The following is a 13622-nucleotide window of genomic DNA, read 5'->3' as shown; positions in this document are numbered from 1 at the left end:
TTGTCAACCGACTAAAAATTACCCATTATGGCTATTTAGCTAAGCAAATGAGCAATTTTTAGCAGTAATGAGTAGATATTTTTCAACTGTATTTAGCCCTAGACTCAGATCTTGCATCTTTATCCAAAGTTACTTGTGGTGGATGAATAATGAGTAATGAGTAATGAGTAATGAGTAATGAGTAAGAAGTCTTGACATCTTGACGTCTTGAAGTAAGAAGTCTTGAAGTCTTGAAGTCTTGAAGTCTTGAAGTCTTGAAGTAATGAGTTAAAAAATTAATGCTCAACGCTTAAAAATTGGTTGACCGAGTGCTACGATCTTAGGGTAAAGAGAAATGAACTATTGAATTTTCTGGCTTTCAATCAGTTGTATAGGCATTATAAAAACATTAAGAACCACATCGCGGTTTAATTGTTCTTCTAAGTGCTTTCTCAGTGCATCAATATTCTCTTGAGACACACTATTTAAATTAGTAGCTACTTCTACATTAACAAATAAGGTTTTACCCCTATGTCTAAGATTAATAGAACGGAAATCTACAATCTCATAAGTTGATAATCGACTTTCAACTAATTGACTAATATTTTGTCTAATTCTTTGTTGTAAGATTAAATAGCGGGTTTCTATGCCTAGAGGAATCGCTAGAATCAAAAGTACCATAATGGCAAAACTCAAGCCATGTCTGGCTCTTGACCAAGTTCCATAGCTTTGCCAAAGAAAAACTACACCGCTACTGAAAATAATCCCAAATAAGTTAGTAGCAAACAAAAGCAAGGCGCCAAAGGCTAAATTAGGTTGTTGCAAAGACAGACAAATTCCCACCACACCTAAAGGAGGGACTAAGGCAACAGCGATCGCCACTCCTGGGATAGCATCAGCGATATGACTACGAGAATTGGCATAACCTCCCGCAGCACCTGCGGCTAAAGCTACTAATAAATCTAAAAAAGAAGGTTGAGTACGTCCCAATATCTCTGAACTCAACTCTTGTAAACCGAGTACAGAGGTGGTGATTCCAGCTAAAATAATCACCAAGGGTATACCGATAGCTAAACTGAGAAGTGCTTCTTTGAACAGCCTCTGATCACCCATAACTGTAGCAAAAGATGTTCCTAAAATTGGTCCCATCAAAGGAGCGATAATCATGGCACCAATAATTACAGCTACACTATTAGCTAATAATCCTAAGGTAGCAATCATACAAGATAAACCAAGCAAAATATAGAAACTCACCGAAGATACAGAAACACGCCACAAACGACGATTAATTTCATCTACAGACATGGGTTTATCTTCTAACCAATCCCATTTTTCTTGGCGGTAAAAAGGCCAATTAACCCCAATATTGGGTAAATTTTTTTTGGGTTGAGGAACATTTGACATAAAAAAAACAACCTTGATAGATAAATTTGTGATTGGAATTGCTTGATAACAGAGAATTGGCGATCGCTGATTTCTTTTTTTCTATATTCATCTGTAACTAATAATTCTAAACCTATTTTTAGTTTTTTCTCAGATTCTACTTAGAGTAAATTCAGAGTTATCCACGATAGTAAGAATTAAGAAAACAAAACAGCTATTGGAACTTAAAAACAATGAAACGTTTAATTATTGGTACATTATCAACTCTACTTGTCGGATCTATTTCTTTACCTGCTTTAGCATCAGAAGTAAGTTTTAGACCCACAAGTCAAGGAAATATTACTTATCAAACTCAACCTGTAAACCTGGTTTCATTGGCACGTCAAGGTTACTTCAAATCTTATGGTATTCCTAGTGGAGGTCTTTTATCTAATGCGGTTATCTCTGGAAAAGTTACAGCAGAATCTTTAGTTGAATCTGGCATAGCCGCAGGACGTATTTCTCCTGATACTATTAATGATGAAGGCTATATCGCTGCTGTTAATTTCGCTTTAAATAATTTAGATAGCGACTAAAATGTCGGCTAGTTGTAGAGTTGTTTTTCCTCTACAACTAGCTATTGAATGGTGCGATCGCCAAAATGAATACCATTAATCGCTGATAGAAGTAACCAGGTTAAGAGATTAACTCTCAAATCGAATAGACTAACATCAAATAAGTTGAAGAGAGTACAGGAAATAAAAGCCATTAAATAAGATAAAACTATAATTCTGCCTGATTGAAGATGCTTAAGCTGTAAAATTGCTGATGCCAGAATTATACCGACAATTAAAGACAAAATCAAAGTAAGAGGTATACCAATTTCAGCCATTAACATCAAAAAAAGATTATGAGGATGACCTAACCAAATATCCATCTTTTCCTGATAAAGTATAGTAAAGTTTCTCAACCCCCATCCTAACCAAGGACGTTGTTGAATTAAATCCCAGGAAAATTCCCATTGTGTCAGACGTAAGGTTTCTCTAGGGCGATCGCTGTACATTTCATCAGATAAACGTGCCCAAAGATACTCCGGTACATAGTTACGGAAAAATTGACGTCCCGGATTAGGTCCAAAGGCTGCCCAGAGTATAATACTTACTATACTCATACCTAACCATACTAGCCAACGCCACCCCAGATAGAAGATAACTACAGTAGAGATTAAAAGTGCTATCCCCCAAGCGTTGCGGGAACTTGTGAGGATTAATCCCGATATCTCCATTAATAAGCATAAACTTAAATAGGGAAGTTGCCAGCTTTTTTTACTATGTTTCCTACTTTGATAAGATTCTAACCACAAGCCTAAATTTAGACAAAATACCAGTAGAAGATAGACGGCTAAGATATTAGCATACATAAATACCGAGGCCATTCTCCCGCTAGGGTTACCACCTGCCACCAATTCCCAGCCTAGTAAATTAGGTAACTGTATATCCCAAAATAATTGTATCCATCCCAATATGACTATGGGTATAACGGGAATAATTAGTACCCAAGCTAATTGTCTAAGTTGAGAAATATGGACAAAAATTTGACTATAGACTGCTAGTATAGCTAAAAAGGGTAAGAGGTTAGGTAATCCTAGCCAAGCTGATTGGGGATGAACAGCAAAACAACTATTAATAATTAAACCTATACTCAGTAAACCAATTAACCAATTAAGATGATTATTCTTGATTTGCTGATATTTTTGTTTAGCAGTGAGGAGTAAAACTATAACTATTCCCACCACTCCTAAGGCGGGAATGATGGGTAAAATTAAACAAGAAATCAGAGTTAGGCGCCAGGAAAACTGCGGAGGCAATTGCTTGCTAATCATCTTGAGATAATTAGTTGTTGAAAATTATTACTTCTTACTTCTTATACTATTTCCCAAACTTCACTACGAGTAAGTCTAATTTGGGCGATCGCGAAAATCACTGGAATGATGCGATTATAGTTAGTGGCGATCGCCTTCCATCCTAATTCTGCTATCAAACTCGTCCACAATATAGGTCCTACTACAGCAAACACACTTCTAGTTACAGCATAACTTGCGGTAGTCATTGCCATACCTTGTTTTGCTGAATTCAAAACTAGATGATGTTGCAGTTTAGTAACAGCAGCGATTCCTCCTCTAGCTAAGGCTATTTTAGCACCTTGGTAACTAGCGAAATAAATACTAAATTGACGGGCGATTTCTTTTAGCAACCATTTTTTTACCACTGAGTTTATGGCCCAAATTCCGCTCCCTTTTAATAATAATTGCACAGCTTCTTGATAATTTGGCCGTGCAATGTTTGCATCTATGTTATTCTCTCTGATACTTTGTTGTAATTGTTTATTGAGGGTATTTTGAGTAGAATGAGGTAAACGATGCCAAGTTTTATTAATTAATTCTAAAAAAATTTCTGCTTCTATATCAGTCGTAGACATAGTTTGACTATAGTTTACTTTTAGATATTTACAGACTTTAATCAAAATTTGGCGGTAGCTTAGTTTTTGACTTCCGCCTTTTAAAACTGTTATTCCATCTGCCGCTAAATAACGGAAACGCTTTTCTATAGTATCTAACCAGGTATGCCAATCTTGATTTTCTATCTCTTCAGGTAAGGGATTTTTCCAGTAATCTAGGGGATTAATTCCTCTGGCAAACAATATTTTAGTTAGTTGTTGTAGTTCTTGTTCTGTTGCTAATTCTAAGCCACTTCTTAATTCGTCTAACATCTTTTTTCTTTTACTTACTCCCCACTCTGATTTATTTAGATTATATATCTTAACACTTATTTAAGGTAGTGCTATTTATCTAAAATATGAGGGAGTGTCAAGGTAGTATTTCCTATCTAGTTCATGAAAATGGTGCGTTACATTTCATAACGCACCTTGAGAGTTGGTAGATAGGTAACTTATCAGATTAAAAAGGGATAGTTTATCAAAAAAGCGAAAAGCCGCTAAAAACGAGGACGTGGTTTTTTTTCAATTTCCGCTCTGATATCATTTAAATCTACATAATAATCAGCATAGTTAATCAAAATATCACTAGTCATGGAACGTAAACTTACTAATTCTATTCTTACCCCTTGATAGCTAACAGCATTAACGGCATAAGCTAAATCTCCATCACCACTGACTATCACCGCTGTGTCATAATGTCCAATCAATGTCATCATATCTACAGCTATTTCTACATTTAGATCTACTTTTTTTGAGCCATCTGGCAGTTGAGTTAATTCTTTGGTAACTACTCTATAACCATGACGACGCATCCACAGTAAGAAACTTTGTTGTTTGTCGTTAGTAGAATCAACTCCTGTATAGAAAAATGAGCGTAAGAGTTTTGATTCTCCCGTTAAATAACGGAGTAATTTAGTATAGTTTATCTCTATTCCTAGTTGTAAAGCTGCGTAGAATAAGTTTGAACCATCGATAAATATAGCAATACGACCCCGATTATAGTTATTTAGTTCTAACTGATACTCTGGTGATTGTACTATATCTATTTCATGTTTATTCTCTAATCCATTCTGATTATCTTTTGTTAAACTTTCCCAATAGGAAAAGCTACGTAGATGAGATTCATACCACATAATTTTAAATCCAATTTTTAAATTTTGCTTAATTATTGCTCTCTGTTAACTTACTTAAGCATATATACTCAAGATTTTTGGTAAAAAGATAGAGTTTTTTCCTTTGTAAGGTTTAATTAGCTATAATCTTTTTTTAGGATAACTCAAAAACAATTATGTTTAAATGCCTAAGACTAAACTAAAGATAGACTTAATAATTACAGTTAATAAAGCTTCGATTTGGGATAAAGTTTAAATAACCAATTCGGAAAATAAGTTAATGAATGAGATATCAGCAATACTATAGAGATGATTAGACGTTTTATTTTAATTATAATTTTAAGTTGCTTGCTCACTCTTAGCTTCAAAAGCAACATATTTAGCCTGGGAAAATTACCATTTACTGCCAAGTTGAATCAACGAGGAATTAGCCAAGCCTGGAGTTATATGGTAAAGACAAAGAATAAAATATCTCATAAAAACTTGTCTGTGTCAATAGTTAAAGAGAGTGAGGTGAGGATTGTAGTAATTAGCGATCTCAATGGCGTCTACGGTTCTACAGAATACGATCCCGAGGTGAAACAAGGAATTGACTTAATTTATAGTTGGCAGCCTGATTTGGTGTTATGTGGTGGTGATATGATCGCAGGTCAAGATCCTCGCTTAAGTAAAGAACAAATTGAAGCTATGTGGCAAGCTTTTGATAAAAATATTGCTAAGCCTCTACGAGAGGGGAGTTTTCCTTTTGGTTTTACTATTGGTAACCATGATGCTTCCAGCGCTGTAGGACCTTCGGGACAGTTTTTATTTAGTCAAGAAAGAGATTTGGCGGCTAAGTATTGGAATGATTCTACCCATGATCCTGGTTTAGAGTTTATTGACCGTTATCAGTTTCCGTTTTACTATACATTCGCTTTAAATGATATCTTCTTTTTGGTCTGGGATGGTTCATCACATATAATTCCAGAACAAGAATTAGCTTGGGTAGAAAAAAGTTTAGCAAGCGATCGCTCCCTTCAAGCTAAAATGCGAATAATGATTGGACATTTACCCCTATATGGTATTGCTGTGGGAAGGAATCAAGCAGGAGAAGTTATGGCTAATGCTGAACAACTCCGTGAAATGATGGAGAAATATGATGTCCATACCTATATTAGCGGTCACCATCATGCTTATTATCCTGGTCATCGGGGCAATTTACAATTACTACACGCAGGTATTTTAGGTTCTGGTCCTCGTCCTTTGATTGAGGGGAGATTTCCCCCAGCTAAAACTATTACTCTAGTTGATATCAACTTTGATGATCCCAAGTTAACTACCTACACCACTTATAACTTAGAAACCATGGAGTTAATTAAGGATCAGCAGCTACCGCGTTTTTTACCTGGTTACAATGGTTTAGTTTTACGTAGAGATATAGAGAGAGAGGAGTTGACTCAAGCAGAAGAAAATTATTGTAAACAAAAGTTAAATCCCGAGTTGTGTTCTGCTATTGATTAAAAATAGTATGGAGTTTTGACAGAAGAGTTAAAAACTAGGTTCGTAGTTGGACTAAAGTCCAATAGATTTGACGTACATCATCAAAAAATACTCGCTTTCTGTAAAAAGATTGTATAAACTAGATGTTGAAGTTAAAAACTCAAAAATATAAAGCAGTGGTGTCAAGATTAAATAGAAGTCATTATCGTCGTCAACAGTCATCGAAGGCTTACAAACAAAATATTAAGATACCTGCACCTATTGTTATATTTTTAACCTATATTCTCCGTTCTCTGGTTATCGGTGTTGGTTTAGCAACTGCTATAGGTACTGCATTGACCTTTATTAACATCAAGTCTAATGCCAGTACCAATTCAGAAAGCATTGCTACAGTTAGTTCGGTAGTTACTCCACCAAAAATAATAGAAACCCCTCCAATTAACACTGATTCTTATATTTCAGGTCTGGGAGAAGAATTATTGCCTCTAGAGAAAAAACTAACTGAGGTAGCGGCTAAATATCCTGATGTAGAAGCTAAGGTTTTTGTGGTTGACTTGGATAATCGCGCCTATCTTAACTTCCAAGAATCCGCAGAACCTGTTTCCGCCGCTAGTACTATCAAAGTCCCTATTTTAGTCGCTTTTTTACAAGATTTAGATGCAGGTAAAATTTATCTTGATGAAATACTAGTGATGACAGAAGAACACCGCGCCGGGGGTTCTGGGAATATGCAATATTTAGCAGGTGGTAGCAAGTTTACAGCTTTAGAAGTAGCGACTAAAATGATTGTCATTAGTGACAATACGGCTACAAATATGTTAATAGAACGTCTAGGGGGGGCAGAAGTACTCAACAAAAGGTTTCAAGATTGGGGTTTAACTACCACAGCAATTCGTAATTATTTACCAGATTTAGAAGGGACTAACACAACTTCTCCGGCAGATTTAGTGTTTTTACTAGATGAAGTTAGTCAAGGTAAACTGTTGTCTACGCGATCGCGCGATCGCCTGTTGAGGATTATGACAGCTACCCGAAATAACAGTTTAATTCCTCAAGGTGTAGAATCTGAAGCAGTAGTAGCCCACAAAACTGGTGATATTGGTACAGTTTTAGCCGATGGTGGCATTATCGATATGCCTAATGGTAAGCGTTATATAGCCGCAATTATGGTTAAAAGACCTCATAATCATCCTCAAGCAAGACCAATGATTCAAGAAATTTCTAGACAAGTCTACCTACATCTTAAATTTTATCTACCTCGTCCTTCTTTAGATTAACTTTTTTGAGCAGATAATTTGTTTTAAAGATAAATTAAATAACCTATGTGGCAAAGTTTTTTAAAAGATAATCCCCTGTGGCTAAAAGTTCTGATTATTTTCCCTTTGTTATGTCTGAATGGGTTTTTATTATTTTACCTAGTCAAGCAAACACAACCCCTATTTGATTATTTAGTCATTGCGCTAATTATTGCCTTTTTACTAGAATTAGCAATTACATTTTTCGTCCATCAAGGTGTTAGTAGAAAATTCGCTATCCCTGGGGTAATCTTAGTAAGTTTAATCGTGATTTTACTAACAGCAATTACCCTAATACCTACTATATTTGAGCAACTAACTAACCTAGTGAATGAATTACCTATTTGGATTAAAGCTAGTCGTCAACAACTAGGAATCCTGCTAGATTCCCCTGTTGTAGATAACTTACAAACAATTGGTATTAATCTTCCTAAAATTGTTGCTAAAATTTCTGAAAATACAGATAAAATTGTAAATTCAGCAGGGAGTAAAATTCTCTCTCTTCTCCAAAGTACAGTAAACAGCCTCTTAAACACTCTAATTATTTTAATTTTAGCTATTTTTTTCTTACTAGGAGGAAAAAGTTTTTGGGTAGGAATTCTTAGTTTTTTACCTGAACCATGGAATAACAAATTACCACAATACACACAAGAAAATTTTCAAGAATACTTTATCAGTCGCTTAATTCTAGCGATAATTTCTAGTGGTGCTCGTGCCGTTACTTTTATTATCCTAGGTATACCCTATTCCTTACTATTTGCCTTTGGTTTAGGCGCCGCTAGTTTGGTTCCTTTTGCTGGGATAATTATCGCTCTTGGAGGTACAGTTATTCTGTGTTTAAACAGTGTAACTGTGGGTATTAAATTTCTAATTAGTGCCATAATTATTGACCAAATTACCGATAATGTAGTTGCTCCGAAAATTATGGCAGAAAAAATTGGTCTTAACCCCATTTGGATTATTATTTCCATTTTTATTGGTTCACAAATAGCTGGAATCTTAGGAGTCTTGATTGCTGTGCCTGTTGCCAGCGTAATTAAGCGTATCTGTGATGATATTCGGTCTGTTGAACTGACGATAGTTCAAGAGGAATAGTTTGGGTTGTCAAAAAAAAGCCGTGGCTAGAAAAAATTCTAGCCACGGTAGACAAATAAAAAATAACTTCGTAGTTGTTAACCTAGGAAGATGAATTATTAGCTTCTACTAACTTAATATTCTTGGCTATACCCAAAAAGGCTAACAATTGAATAGTCATCCAAGTAAAATCAATTTCCCACCATTGTAAACCGTGACGAGCTGAGTATTGATAAGCATGATGATTATTGTGCCAACCTTCACCATAAGTCACTAAAGCTACCCACCAACAGTTGCGAGAATCATCGCCAGATTCATGACTTTGATAACCAAACTTATGGGTAGCACTATTTACAAACCAAGTACAGTGAAAGACTAAAACTAATCTTACAAAAATAACCCAAATTACTAATGACCAACCTCCCAGAAAAAAGAGAAGAAAGCCTAAAGCAACTTGAATGGGAATAAAGTAATTTTGACAGAATCGATAAAAAGGATCATTCCCGATATCTTTGGTATAACGAGGAATATCTTTATCAGCGGGTATCTCATGAAACATCCAACCCAGATGACTCCACCAAAAACCTTTGTTAGAATCATGTGGATCTAAATCTGTATCAGAATATTTATGATGAATGCGGTGTAACCCAATCCAATCAATTGGGCCGCCTTGGCAAGCTAAAGTACCACAAAAAATAAAGAAATATTCTGCCCATTTTGGAGTTTCAAAACTACGATGAGCCACTAGACGATGAAAGCCTAGGGTAACACCTAGTGCTGCTGTTATCCAATGGAATATAAGCATTAAGCAGACAGCTTCCCAACTGAAAAATCTGGGTAAAAATGCTAGAAGAGCTACTCCATGAATCAGAGACATATATATAATAGTAGCCCAGTCAAGAGGAAGTTGATTTGTTTTTGCGATAGTCATATAAGCAGTTTTTTGAAATTACATTCATTAAGTAAGAGTAACAAATATTAAACCCAAAAGGTCAATAAATTGTGTTTTTCAGCTCTTAATGATTTTGCTCTGGAAACTTTTATCTTAAAGCGAACAAATATAAACTAAAAAGCACTATTTTTGATCTTTACTGAAATTGACACATAGGTCAAGAAAATTTCCAAAAAGTTTAATTATTTACAGTTTACTCCTTACTCTCTGGGTTTTTCCTCTTACTAGTCTAGTATTTTTTTTTCTTAATTAATTAAAAAAAAATAATGATTAATTGCAAATATAGTTATATAATTTAGAAAAAAGAATAATAAATGAAAAGCAAAGAAATTATTAAACAAGTAACAAAAAATCTATCTCCTATATTTACAGAAATCGATGGACAAATCAAGGAAAATCTAGAAAAAGTCCTATTAGCTTTTCGCAGCCATCGCCTAGGAGTACATCACTTCTCTAGTGTAACTGGTTATGGACACAATGATCTAGGGAGAGAAACTCTAGATCAGATTTTTGCTCAAATCATGGATGCCGAAGCGGCAGTAGTAAGATTACAATTAGTTTCAGGGACTCATGCGATCGCCTGTGCCCTATTTGGGATACTCCGTCCTGGAGACGAACTATTAGCGGTAACGGGAGCTCCCTATGACACCCTAGAAGAAGTAATAGGCAAGCGAGGTAACACTCCAGGTTCTCTAAAAGAATTTAAGATCAAATATCGAGAACTAGACTTAACCCCCGAAGGCAAGATGAATTGGCAAGGACTATCAACAGCAATTAAACCAGAAACCCGTTTAGTCTTAATTCAGCGTTCCTGTGGTTATACTTGGAGAGAAAGCCTCTCTATTGCCGAAATTGGTGAAATTATCCAACAAGTCAAAAAACAAAACCCTGAAACTCTCTGTTTTGTAGATAACTGTTACGGAGAATTTGTCGATATCCAAGAACCAACCAGTGTAGGCGCTGATTTGATGGCTGGTTCTTTGATTAAAAACCCGGGAGGAACAATCGCTCCCACGGGAGGTTATTTAGCGGGAAAAGCCTCCCTAGTAGAAGCTGCCGCCTGTCGGTTAACGGCGCCGGGGATTGGTAGCCATGGTGGGACAACCTTTGATTTAAATCGTTTACTATTCCAAGGTTTATTTTTAGCCCCCCAGATGGTAGGAGAAGCTATCAAAAGCAGCCATTTAATTGCCGCTGTCTGTTCTGAATTAGGCTATCAAGTCAATCCTCTCCCTTTTGTCAAGCGTCGAGACTTGATTCAAGCAGTTAAATTAGGAACACCGGAGAAACTCAAGGCATTTTGTGGAGCAATTCAAGCCTATTCCCCAGTAGGTTCCTATTTAGAGCCTATTCCCGCCGCTATGCCTGGTTATGACAGTCAATTAGTCATGGCAGGAGGGACCTTTATTGACGGCAGCACCTCTGAATTATCTGCTGACGGTCCTTTACGTGAACCCTATATTGCTTTTTGTCAAGGAGGGACCCATTGGACTCATACAGCAATAGCCCTGGAAGCTGTTATCGAAGCATTACTTACCTGATGACTTAAGTAAAGCATTTTTCACCGCAGGCGGTAGTTGACGAAGTATTTTACCTTTTTCCCTGTCTACCGCCACTAAAGTTACCCTCCCTGTCAAATAGGTTTCTTCCCCATCAATGGATTCAACTTTGTAATCCCAATGAATACGGACACCCTCAATATCTTTCATGCGAGTTTTCACTATAGCAGTCATTCCCAATCGCATAGCTCTATGATACTTGATGGATAAATCTACCACAGGTAAATCACAGCCCATACTTATTAATTCCGTAAAATCAATACCATTAGACCGCAAACATTCTATCCTCGCTGTTTCCAACCAAGTTAAATAATGGCCATGCCAAACTACTCCACCATAATCCGTATGATGAGGATAAGCTTTAATCGGATATTCAAACCAATATTCACTAGTTGTTCTCAAATCATTATCAGTGGTAATTGCTGTAGTTGGTGGCAATTGGTTCGTTTGATTTGATTTACTCAAGAATTTTCTCCTTTTTGTGATAACTACGCAGAATTTCTCATCTTGAAAGACTCTGACCGCCCTGATGCGGTAACTTCCACTGCTAGAGGCAGATTGACTTTTTTTGTGGAAACCTGTAAACGTTGCAGTTGATACATGTGAGTAAACAATTTCCAACAGTATTCTTCAGAAAGTCCACAGGTAATTGCTCCTCTTAATACAGTATTAAAATACCAATCATTGGGAGCTAATTCTTGTTTTAATTTATCGACAACCACATAAGTTCGTACGTCTTCGTAGATTTTTCCTTGACTTTCTATTTCTATTATTTCACGTTTATATCCATTATGAGGCACTTCCTCTCTTTCATCTAAGAGATCACTCAATCGCCAAGGTAAACGATATAGTACTCCTTCTACCGTATGATTAGAGCATGGTTCTATATCAAGTACTCCACATTGACGTTTTTGAGAGCGACGATTAAACTTAATCCGATAATTACGAAGAACTGCTTGACCTACTACATAATGGTGAGTATTTTCCCCCATAGTTCTTTTTAAATCTATTGGACACATACAAGAACCATAGGCAAAATAATAAAAGTATTTTTCTGTTGCTTGGTACATAGTTGATTGTTAATTTTGAGAAAGTTATAAGGTTATCTGCTTATTTTAGTTGTTGAATTAAATTCATATTGTAGCTAAAGAAAACTTTTGATTTTTCCTCTATGTTAAGAAAATTTAAAAATATTTATATCTCTGGGTTTAACCCATATTTCTACCTTTAACAGTATAAATTGCTGCTTTTGATCCACGAAAATATTGTAAGGTTATAAATAAGGTTATGAAAAAGTTAAGAAACGATTAAAATAACCTTAACCTTTACTATCATAGGATTCCATCCATAGCGATCGCCATAGAGAGTCGATTAGATCTATGCCTAGAAGAAAAAAAAGTTTCGATTGTGGACACCGTGGCTATGGTCAACTTTGCCATCAATGTGCGGCGAAAAAGTCCATTTACGAACGCAAAAAGAGTAAAAAACACGAATGGGAGGCAACTTTTGCCACAGACCCCATTGACCTTAGCTACTTACCCAAACAAGTAGTGGTTAAAGCCCGCACAATCATCAAAGGTTTACAAGACCAAAGAAACTATCGAGATTTTCGCGGTAAACGTTTACGTCACGACCGTTTGATTATTAGTATTCCTGTGACACGTAACTATCGCTTGATTTGTAGAGATTGTGGCAGTTTTGTTAACCCAGAAGAAGTTGTATCCCATGAAGATTATAATGTGTGTAAACCCGGCAGATGAGGGAAATTCTCAGCACCGGGAGAAAGTGTTAATTTAGATACAATTTACAGGTCTTGGGCGATCGCTTTTTCTTTTGTTTAATTATTTTGTTGGTTTCTGGCTAAGCTTTCTACTAACTCTAGAGATAAACCTGTGATTTCCACAACTTCATTAGTTGCTAGACCTCTTCTGAGTAAATTTAAGGCTACTTCTAATTTGCCTTCTAATTTGCCTTCTTGTCTGCCTCTTAATTCGCCTTCGCGATATATTTCTTGATAAATTGCTGATTCTTGCATAATATCACTCCTATTTTTTATATTTAAAGATCGAGGGAGATCGCTTTTTCTTTTGTTTAATTATTTTGTTGGTTTCTAGCTAAGCTTTCTACTAACTCTAGAGATAAACCTGTGATTTCCACAACTTCATTAGTTGCTAGACCTCTTCTGAGTAAATTTAAGGCTACTTCTAATTTGCCTTCTAATTTGCCTTCTAATTTGCCTTCTTGTCTACCTCTTAATTCGCCTTTTAATTCTCCTTCGCGATATATTTCTTGATAAATTGCTGATTCTTGCATA

The 13622-nt window shown here is 36.0% G+C and carries 14 protein-coding genes and 1 pseudogene; 6 read left to right on the top strand and 9 right to left on the bottom strand.

Features of this window, described 5'->3' with window-relative positions; translation table 11 throughout:
- Window positions 1-339: 339 nt before the first annotated feature.
- Window positions 340-1383 (bottom strand): TIGR00341 family protein, encoded by a 1044-nt coding sequence (locus MW688_RS14405; protein WP_486736708.1) that lies wholly within the window; start codon window positions 1381-1383, stop codon window positions 340-342.
- Window positions 1384-1595: 212 nt separating this feature from the next.
- Between MW688_RS14405 and MW688_RS14400 the strand changes: the two genes are divergently transcribed.
- Window positions 1596-1937, top strand: a complete 342-nt coding sequence (locus MW688_RS14400) for a hypothetical protein (protein ID WP_486736707.1) — start codon at window positions 1596-1598, stop codon at window positions 1935-1937.
- A gap of 41 nt (window positions 1938-1978) precedes the next feature.
- Here the strand turns inward: MW688_RS14400 and MW688_RS14395 are convergent, their stop codons facing one another.
- The 3 genes from MW688_RS14395 to MW688_RS14385 all read right to left on the bottom strand — a co-directional run bounded on the left by MW688_RS14395 (window position 1979) and on the right by MW688_RS14385 (window position 4970).
- Entirely contained in the window at window positions 1979-3223 is a 1245-nt protein-coding gene (locus tag MW688_RS14395; RefSeq protein WP_486736706.1) for an O-antigen ligase family protein, read from the bottom strand.
- Window positions 3224-3264: 41 nt separating this feature from the next.
- Complete coding sequence (locus tag MW688_RS14390) at window positions 3265-4110, bottom strand: YaaW family protein (RefSeq protein WP_486736705.1); 846 nt, start codon at window positions 4108-4110, stop codon at window positions 3265-3267.
- 224 nt (window positions 4111-4334) lie between these two features.
- Window positions 4335-4970, bottom strand: coding sequence for a LabA-like NYN domain-containing protein (locus MW688_RS14385; RefSeq protein ID WP_486736704.1), 636 nt, complete (start codon window positions 4968-4970; stop codon window positions 4335-4337).
- A 468-nt stretch (window positions 4971-5438) separates the two neighbouring features.
- Between MW688_RS14385 and MW688_RS14380 the strand changes: the two genes are divergently transcribed.
- From MW688_RS14380 to MW688_RS14370, 3 genes are all read left to right on the top strand, one after another.
- On the top strand, window positions 5439-6449 hold the full coding sequence (locus tag MW688_RS14380) for a metallophosphoesterase family protein (RefSeq protein WP_486736703.1): 1011 nt from the start codon (window positions 5439-5441) through the stop codon (window positions 6447-6449).
- 122 nt (window positions 6450-6571) lie between these two features.
- The gene (locus MW688_RS14375) at window positions 6572-7705 is read left to right on the top strand and encodes a serine hydrolase (protein ID WP_486736702.1); all 1134 of its coding nucleotides are present in this window, start codon (window positions 6572-6574) and stop codon (window positions 7703-7705) included.
- A gap of 45 nt (window positions 7706-7750) precedes the next feature.
- Complete coding sequence (locus MW688_RS14370) at window positions 7751-8818, top strand: AI-2E family transporter (RefSeq protein ID WP_486736701.1); 1068 nt, start codon at window positions 7751-7753, stop codon at window positions 8816-8818.
- 82 nt (window positions 8819-8900) lie between these two features.
- Here MW688_RS14370 and MW688_RS14365 read toward each other — a convergent pair whose 3' ends face one another.
- A complete protein-coding gene (locus tag MW688_RS14365; RefSeq protein ID WP_486736700.1) occupies window positions 8901-9728 on the bottom strand; it encodes an acyl-CoA desaturase in 828 nt (275 codons plus the stop codon).
- 335 nt (window positions 9729-10063) lie between these two features.
- Between MW688_RS14365 and MW688_RS14360 the strand changes: the two genes are divergently transcribed.
- Complete coding sequence (locus tag MW688_RS14360) at window positions 10064-11290, top strand: methionine gamma-lyase family protein (protein WP_486736699.1); 1227 nt, start codon at window positions 10064-10066, stop codon at window positions 11288-11290.
- Here MW688_RS14360 and MW688_RS14355 read toward each other — a convergent pair.
- The gene (locus MW688_RS14355) at window positions 11279-11773 is read right to left on the bottom strand and encodes an acyl-CoA thioesterase (RefSeq protein ID WP_486736698.1); all 495 of its coding nucleotides are present in this window, start codon (window positions 11771-11773) and stop codon (window positions 11279-11281) included. The two genes, MW688_RS14360 and MW688_RS14355, sit on opposite strands and share 12 nt — an antisense overlap.
- Window positions 11774-11796: 23 nt before the next feature.
- On the bottom strand, window positions 11797-12378 hold the full coding sequence (locus tag MW688_RS14350) for a gamma-glutamylcyclotransferase (protein ID WP_486736697.1): 582 nt from the start codon (window positions 12376-12378) through the stop codon (window positions 11797-11799).
- 309 nt (window positions 12379-12687) lie between these two features.
- Between MW688_RS14350 and MW688_RS14345 the strand changes: the two genes are divergently transcribed.
- On the top strand, window positions 12688-13068 hold the full coding sequence (locus MW688_RS14345; RefSeq protein ID WP_486736696.1) for a DUF7682 family zinc-binding protein: 381 nt from the start codon (window positions 12688-12690) through the stop codon (window positions 13066-13068).
- A gap of 77 nt (window positions 13069-13145) precedes the next feature.
- Here the strand turns inward: MW688_RS14345 and MW688_RS14340 are convergent, their stop codons facing one another.
- A complete protein-coding gene (locus MW688_RS14340; RefSeq protein WP_486736695.1) occupies window positions 13146-13343 on the bottom strand; it encodes a hypothetical protein in 198 nt (65 codons plus the stop codon).
- A 56-nt stretch (window positions 13344-13399) separates the two neighbouring features.
- Window positions 13400-13622: pseudogene (locus tag MW688_RS14335) on the bottom strand (Rpn family recombination-promoting nuclease/putative transposase); the annotation flags it as partial.

Source organism: Johannesbaptistia floridana (genome assembly GCF_057440575.1).
Note: the sequence above shows the minus strand (reverse complement) of the source record. Positions and strands in the feature narration are given on the sequence as shown.

What these genes read in the sequence shown, in the direction of transcription:
- MW688_RS14405 (WP_486736708.1), bottom strand. Translation starts at nt 1,383, where the DNA reads ATGTCAAATGTTCCTCAACCCAAAAAAAATTTACCCAATATTGGGGTT.
- MW688_RS14400 (WP_486736707.1), top strand. Translation starts at nt 1,596, where the DNA reads ATGAAACGTTTAATTATTGGTACATTATCAACTCTACTTGTCGGATCT.
- MW688_RS14395 (WP_486736706.1), bottom strand. Translation starts at nt 3,223, where the DNA reads ATGATTAGCAAGCAATTGCCTCCGCAGTTTTCCTGGCGCCTAACTCTG.
- MW688_RS14390 (WP_486736705.1), bottom strand. Translation starts at nt 4,110, where the DNA reads ATGTTAGACGAATTAAGAAGTGGCTTAGAATTAGCAACAGAACAAGAA.
- MW688_RS14385 (WP_486736704.1), bottom strand. Translation starts at nt 4,970, where the DNA reads ATGTGGTATGAATCTCATCTACGTAGCTTTTCCTATTGGGAAAGTTTA.
- MW688_RS14375 (WP_486736702.1), top strand. Translation starts at nt 6,572, where the DNA reads ATGTTGAAGTTAAAAACTCAAAAATATAAAGCAGTGGTGTCAAGATTA.
- MW688_RS14370 (WP_486736701.1), top strand. Translation starts at nt 7,751, where the DNA reads ATGTGGCAAAGTTTTTTAAAAGATAATCCCCTGTGGCTAAAAGTTCTG.
- MW688_RS14365 (WP_486736700.1), bottom strand. Translation starts at nt 9,728, where the DNA reads ATGACTATCGCAAAAACAAATCAACTTCCTCTTGACTGGGCTACTATT.
- MW688_RS14360 (WP_486736699.1), top strand. Translation starts at nt 10,064, where the DNA reads ATGAAAAGCAAAGAAATTATTAAACAAGTAACAAAAAATCTATCTCCT.
- MW688_RS14350 (WP_486736697.1), bottom strand. Translation starts at nt 12,378, where the DNA reads ATGTACCAAGCAACAGAAAAATACTTTTATTATTTTGCCTATGGTTCT.
- MW688_RS14345 (WP_486736696.1), top strand. Translation starts at nt 12,688, where the DNA reads ATGCCTAGAAGAAAAAAAAGTTTCGATTGTGGACACCGTGGCTATGGT.
- MW688_RS14340 (WP_486736695.1), bottom strand. Translation starts at nt 13,343, where the DNA reads ATGCAAGAATCAGCAATTTATCAAGAAATATATCGCGAAGGCGAATTA.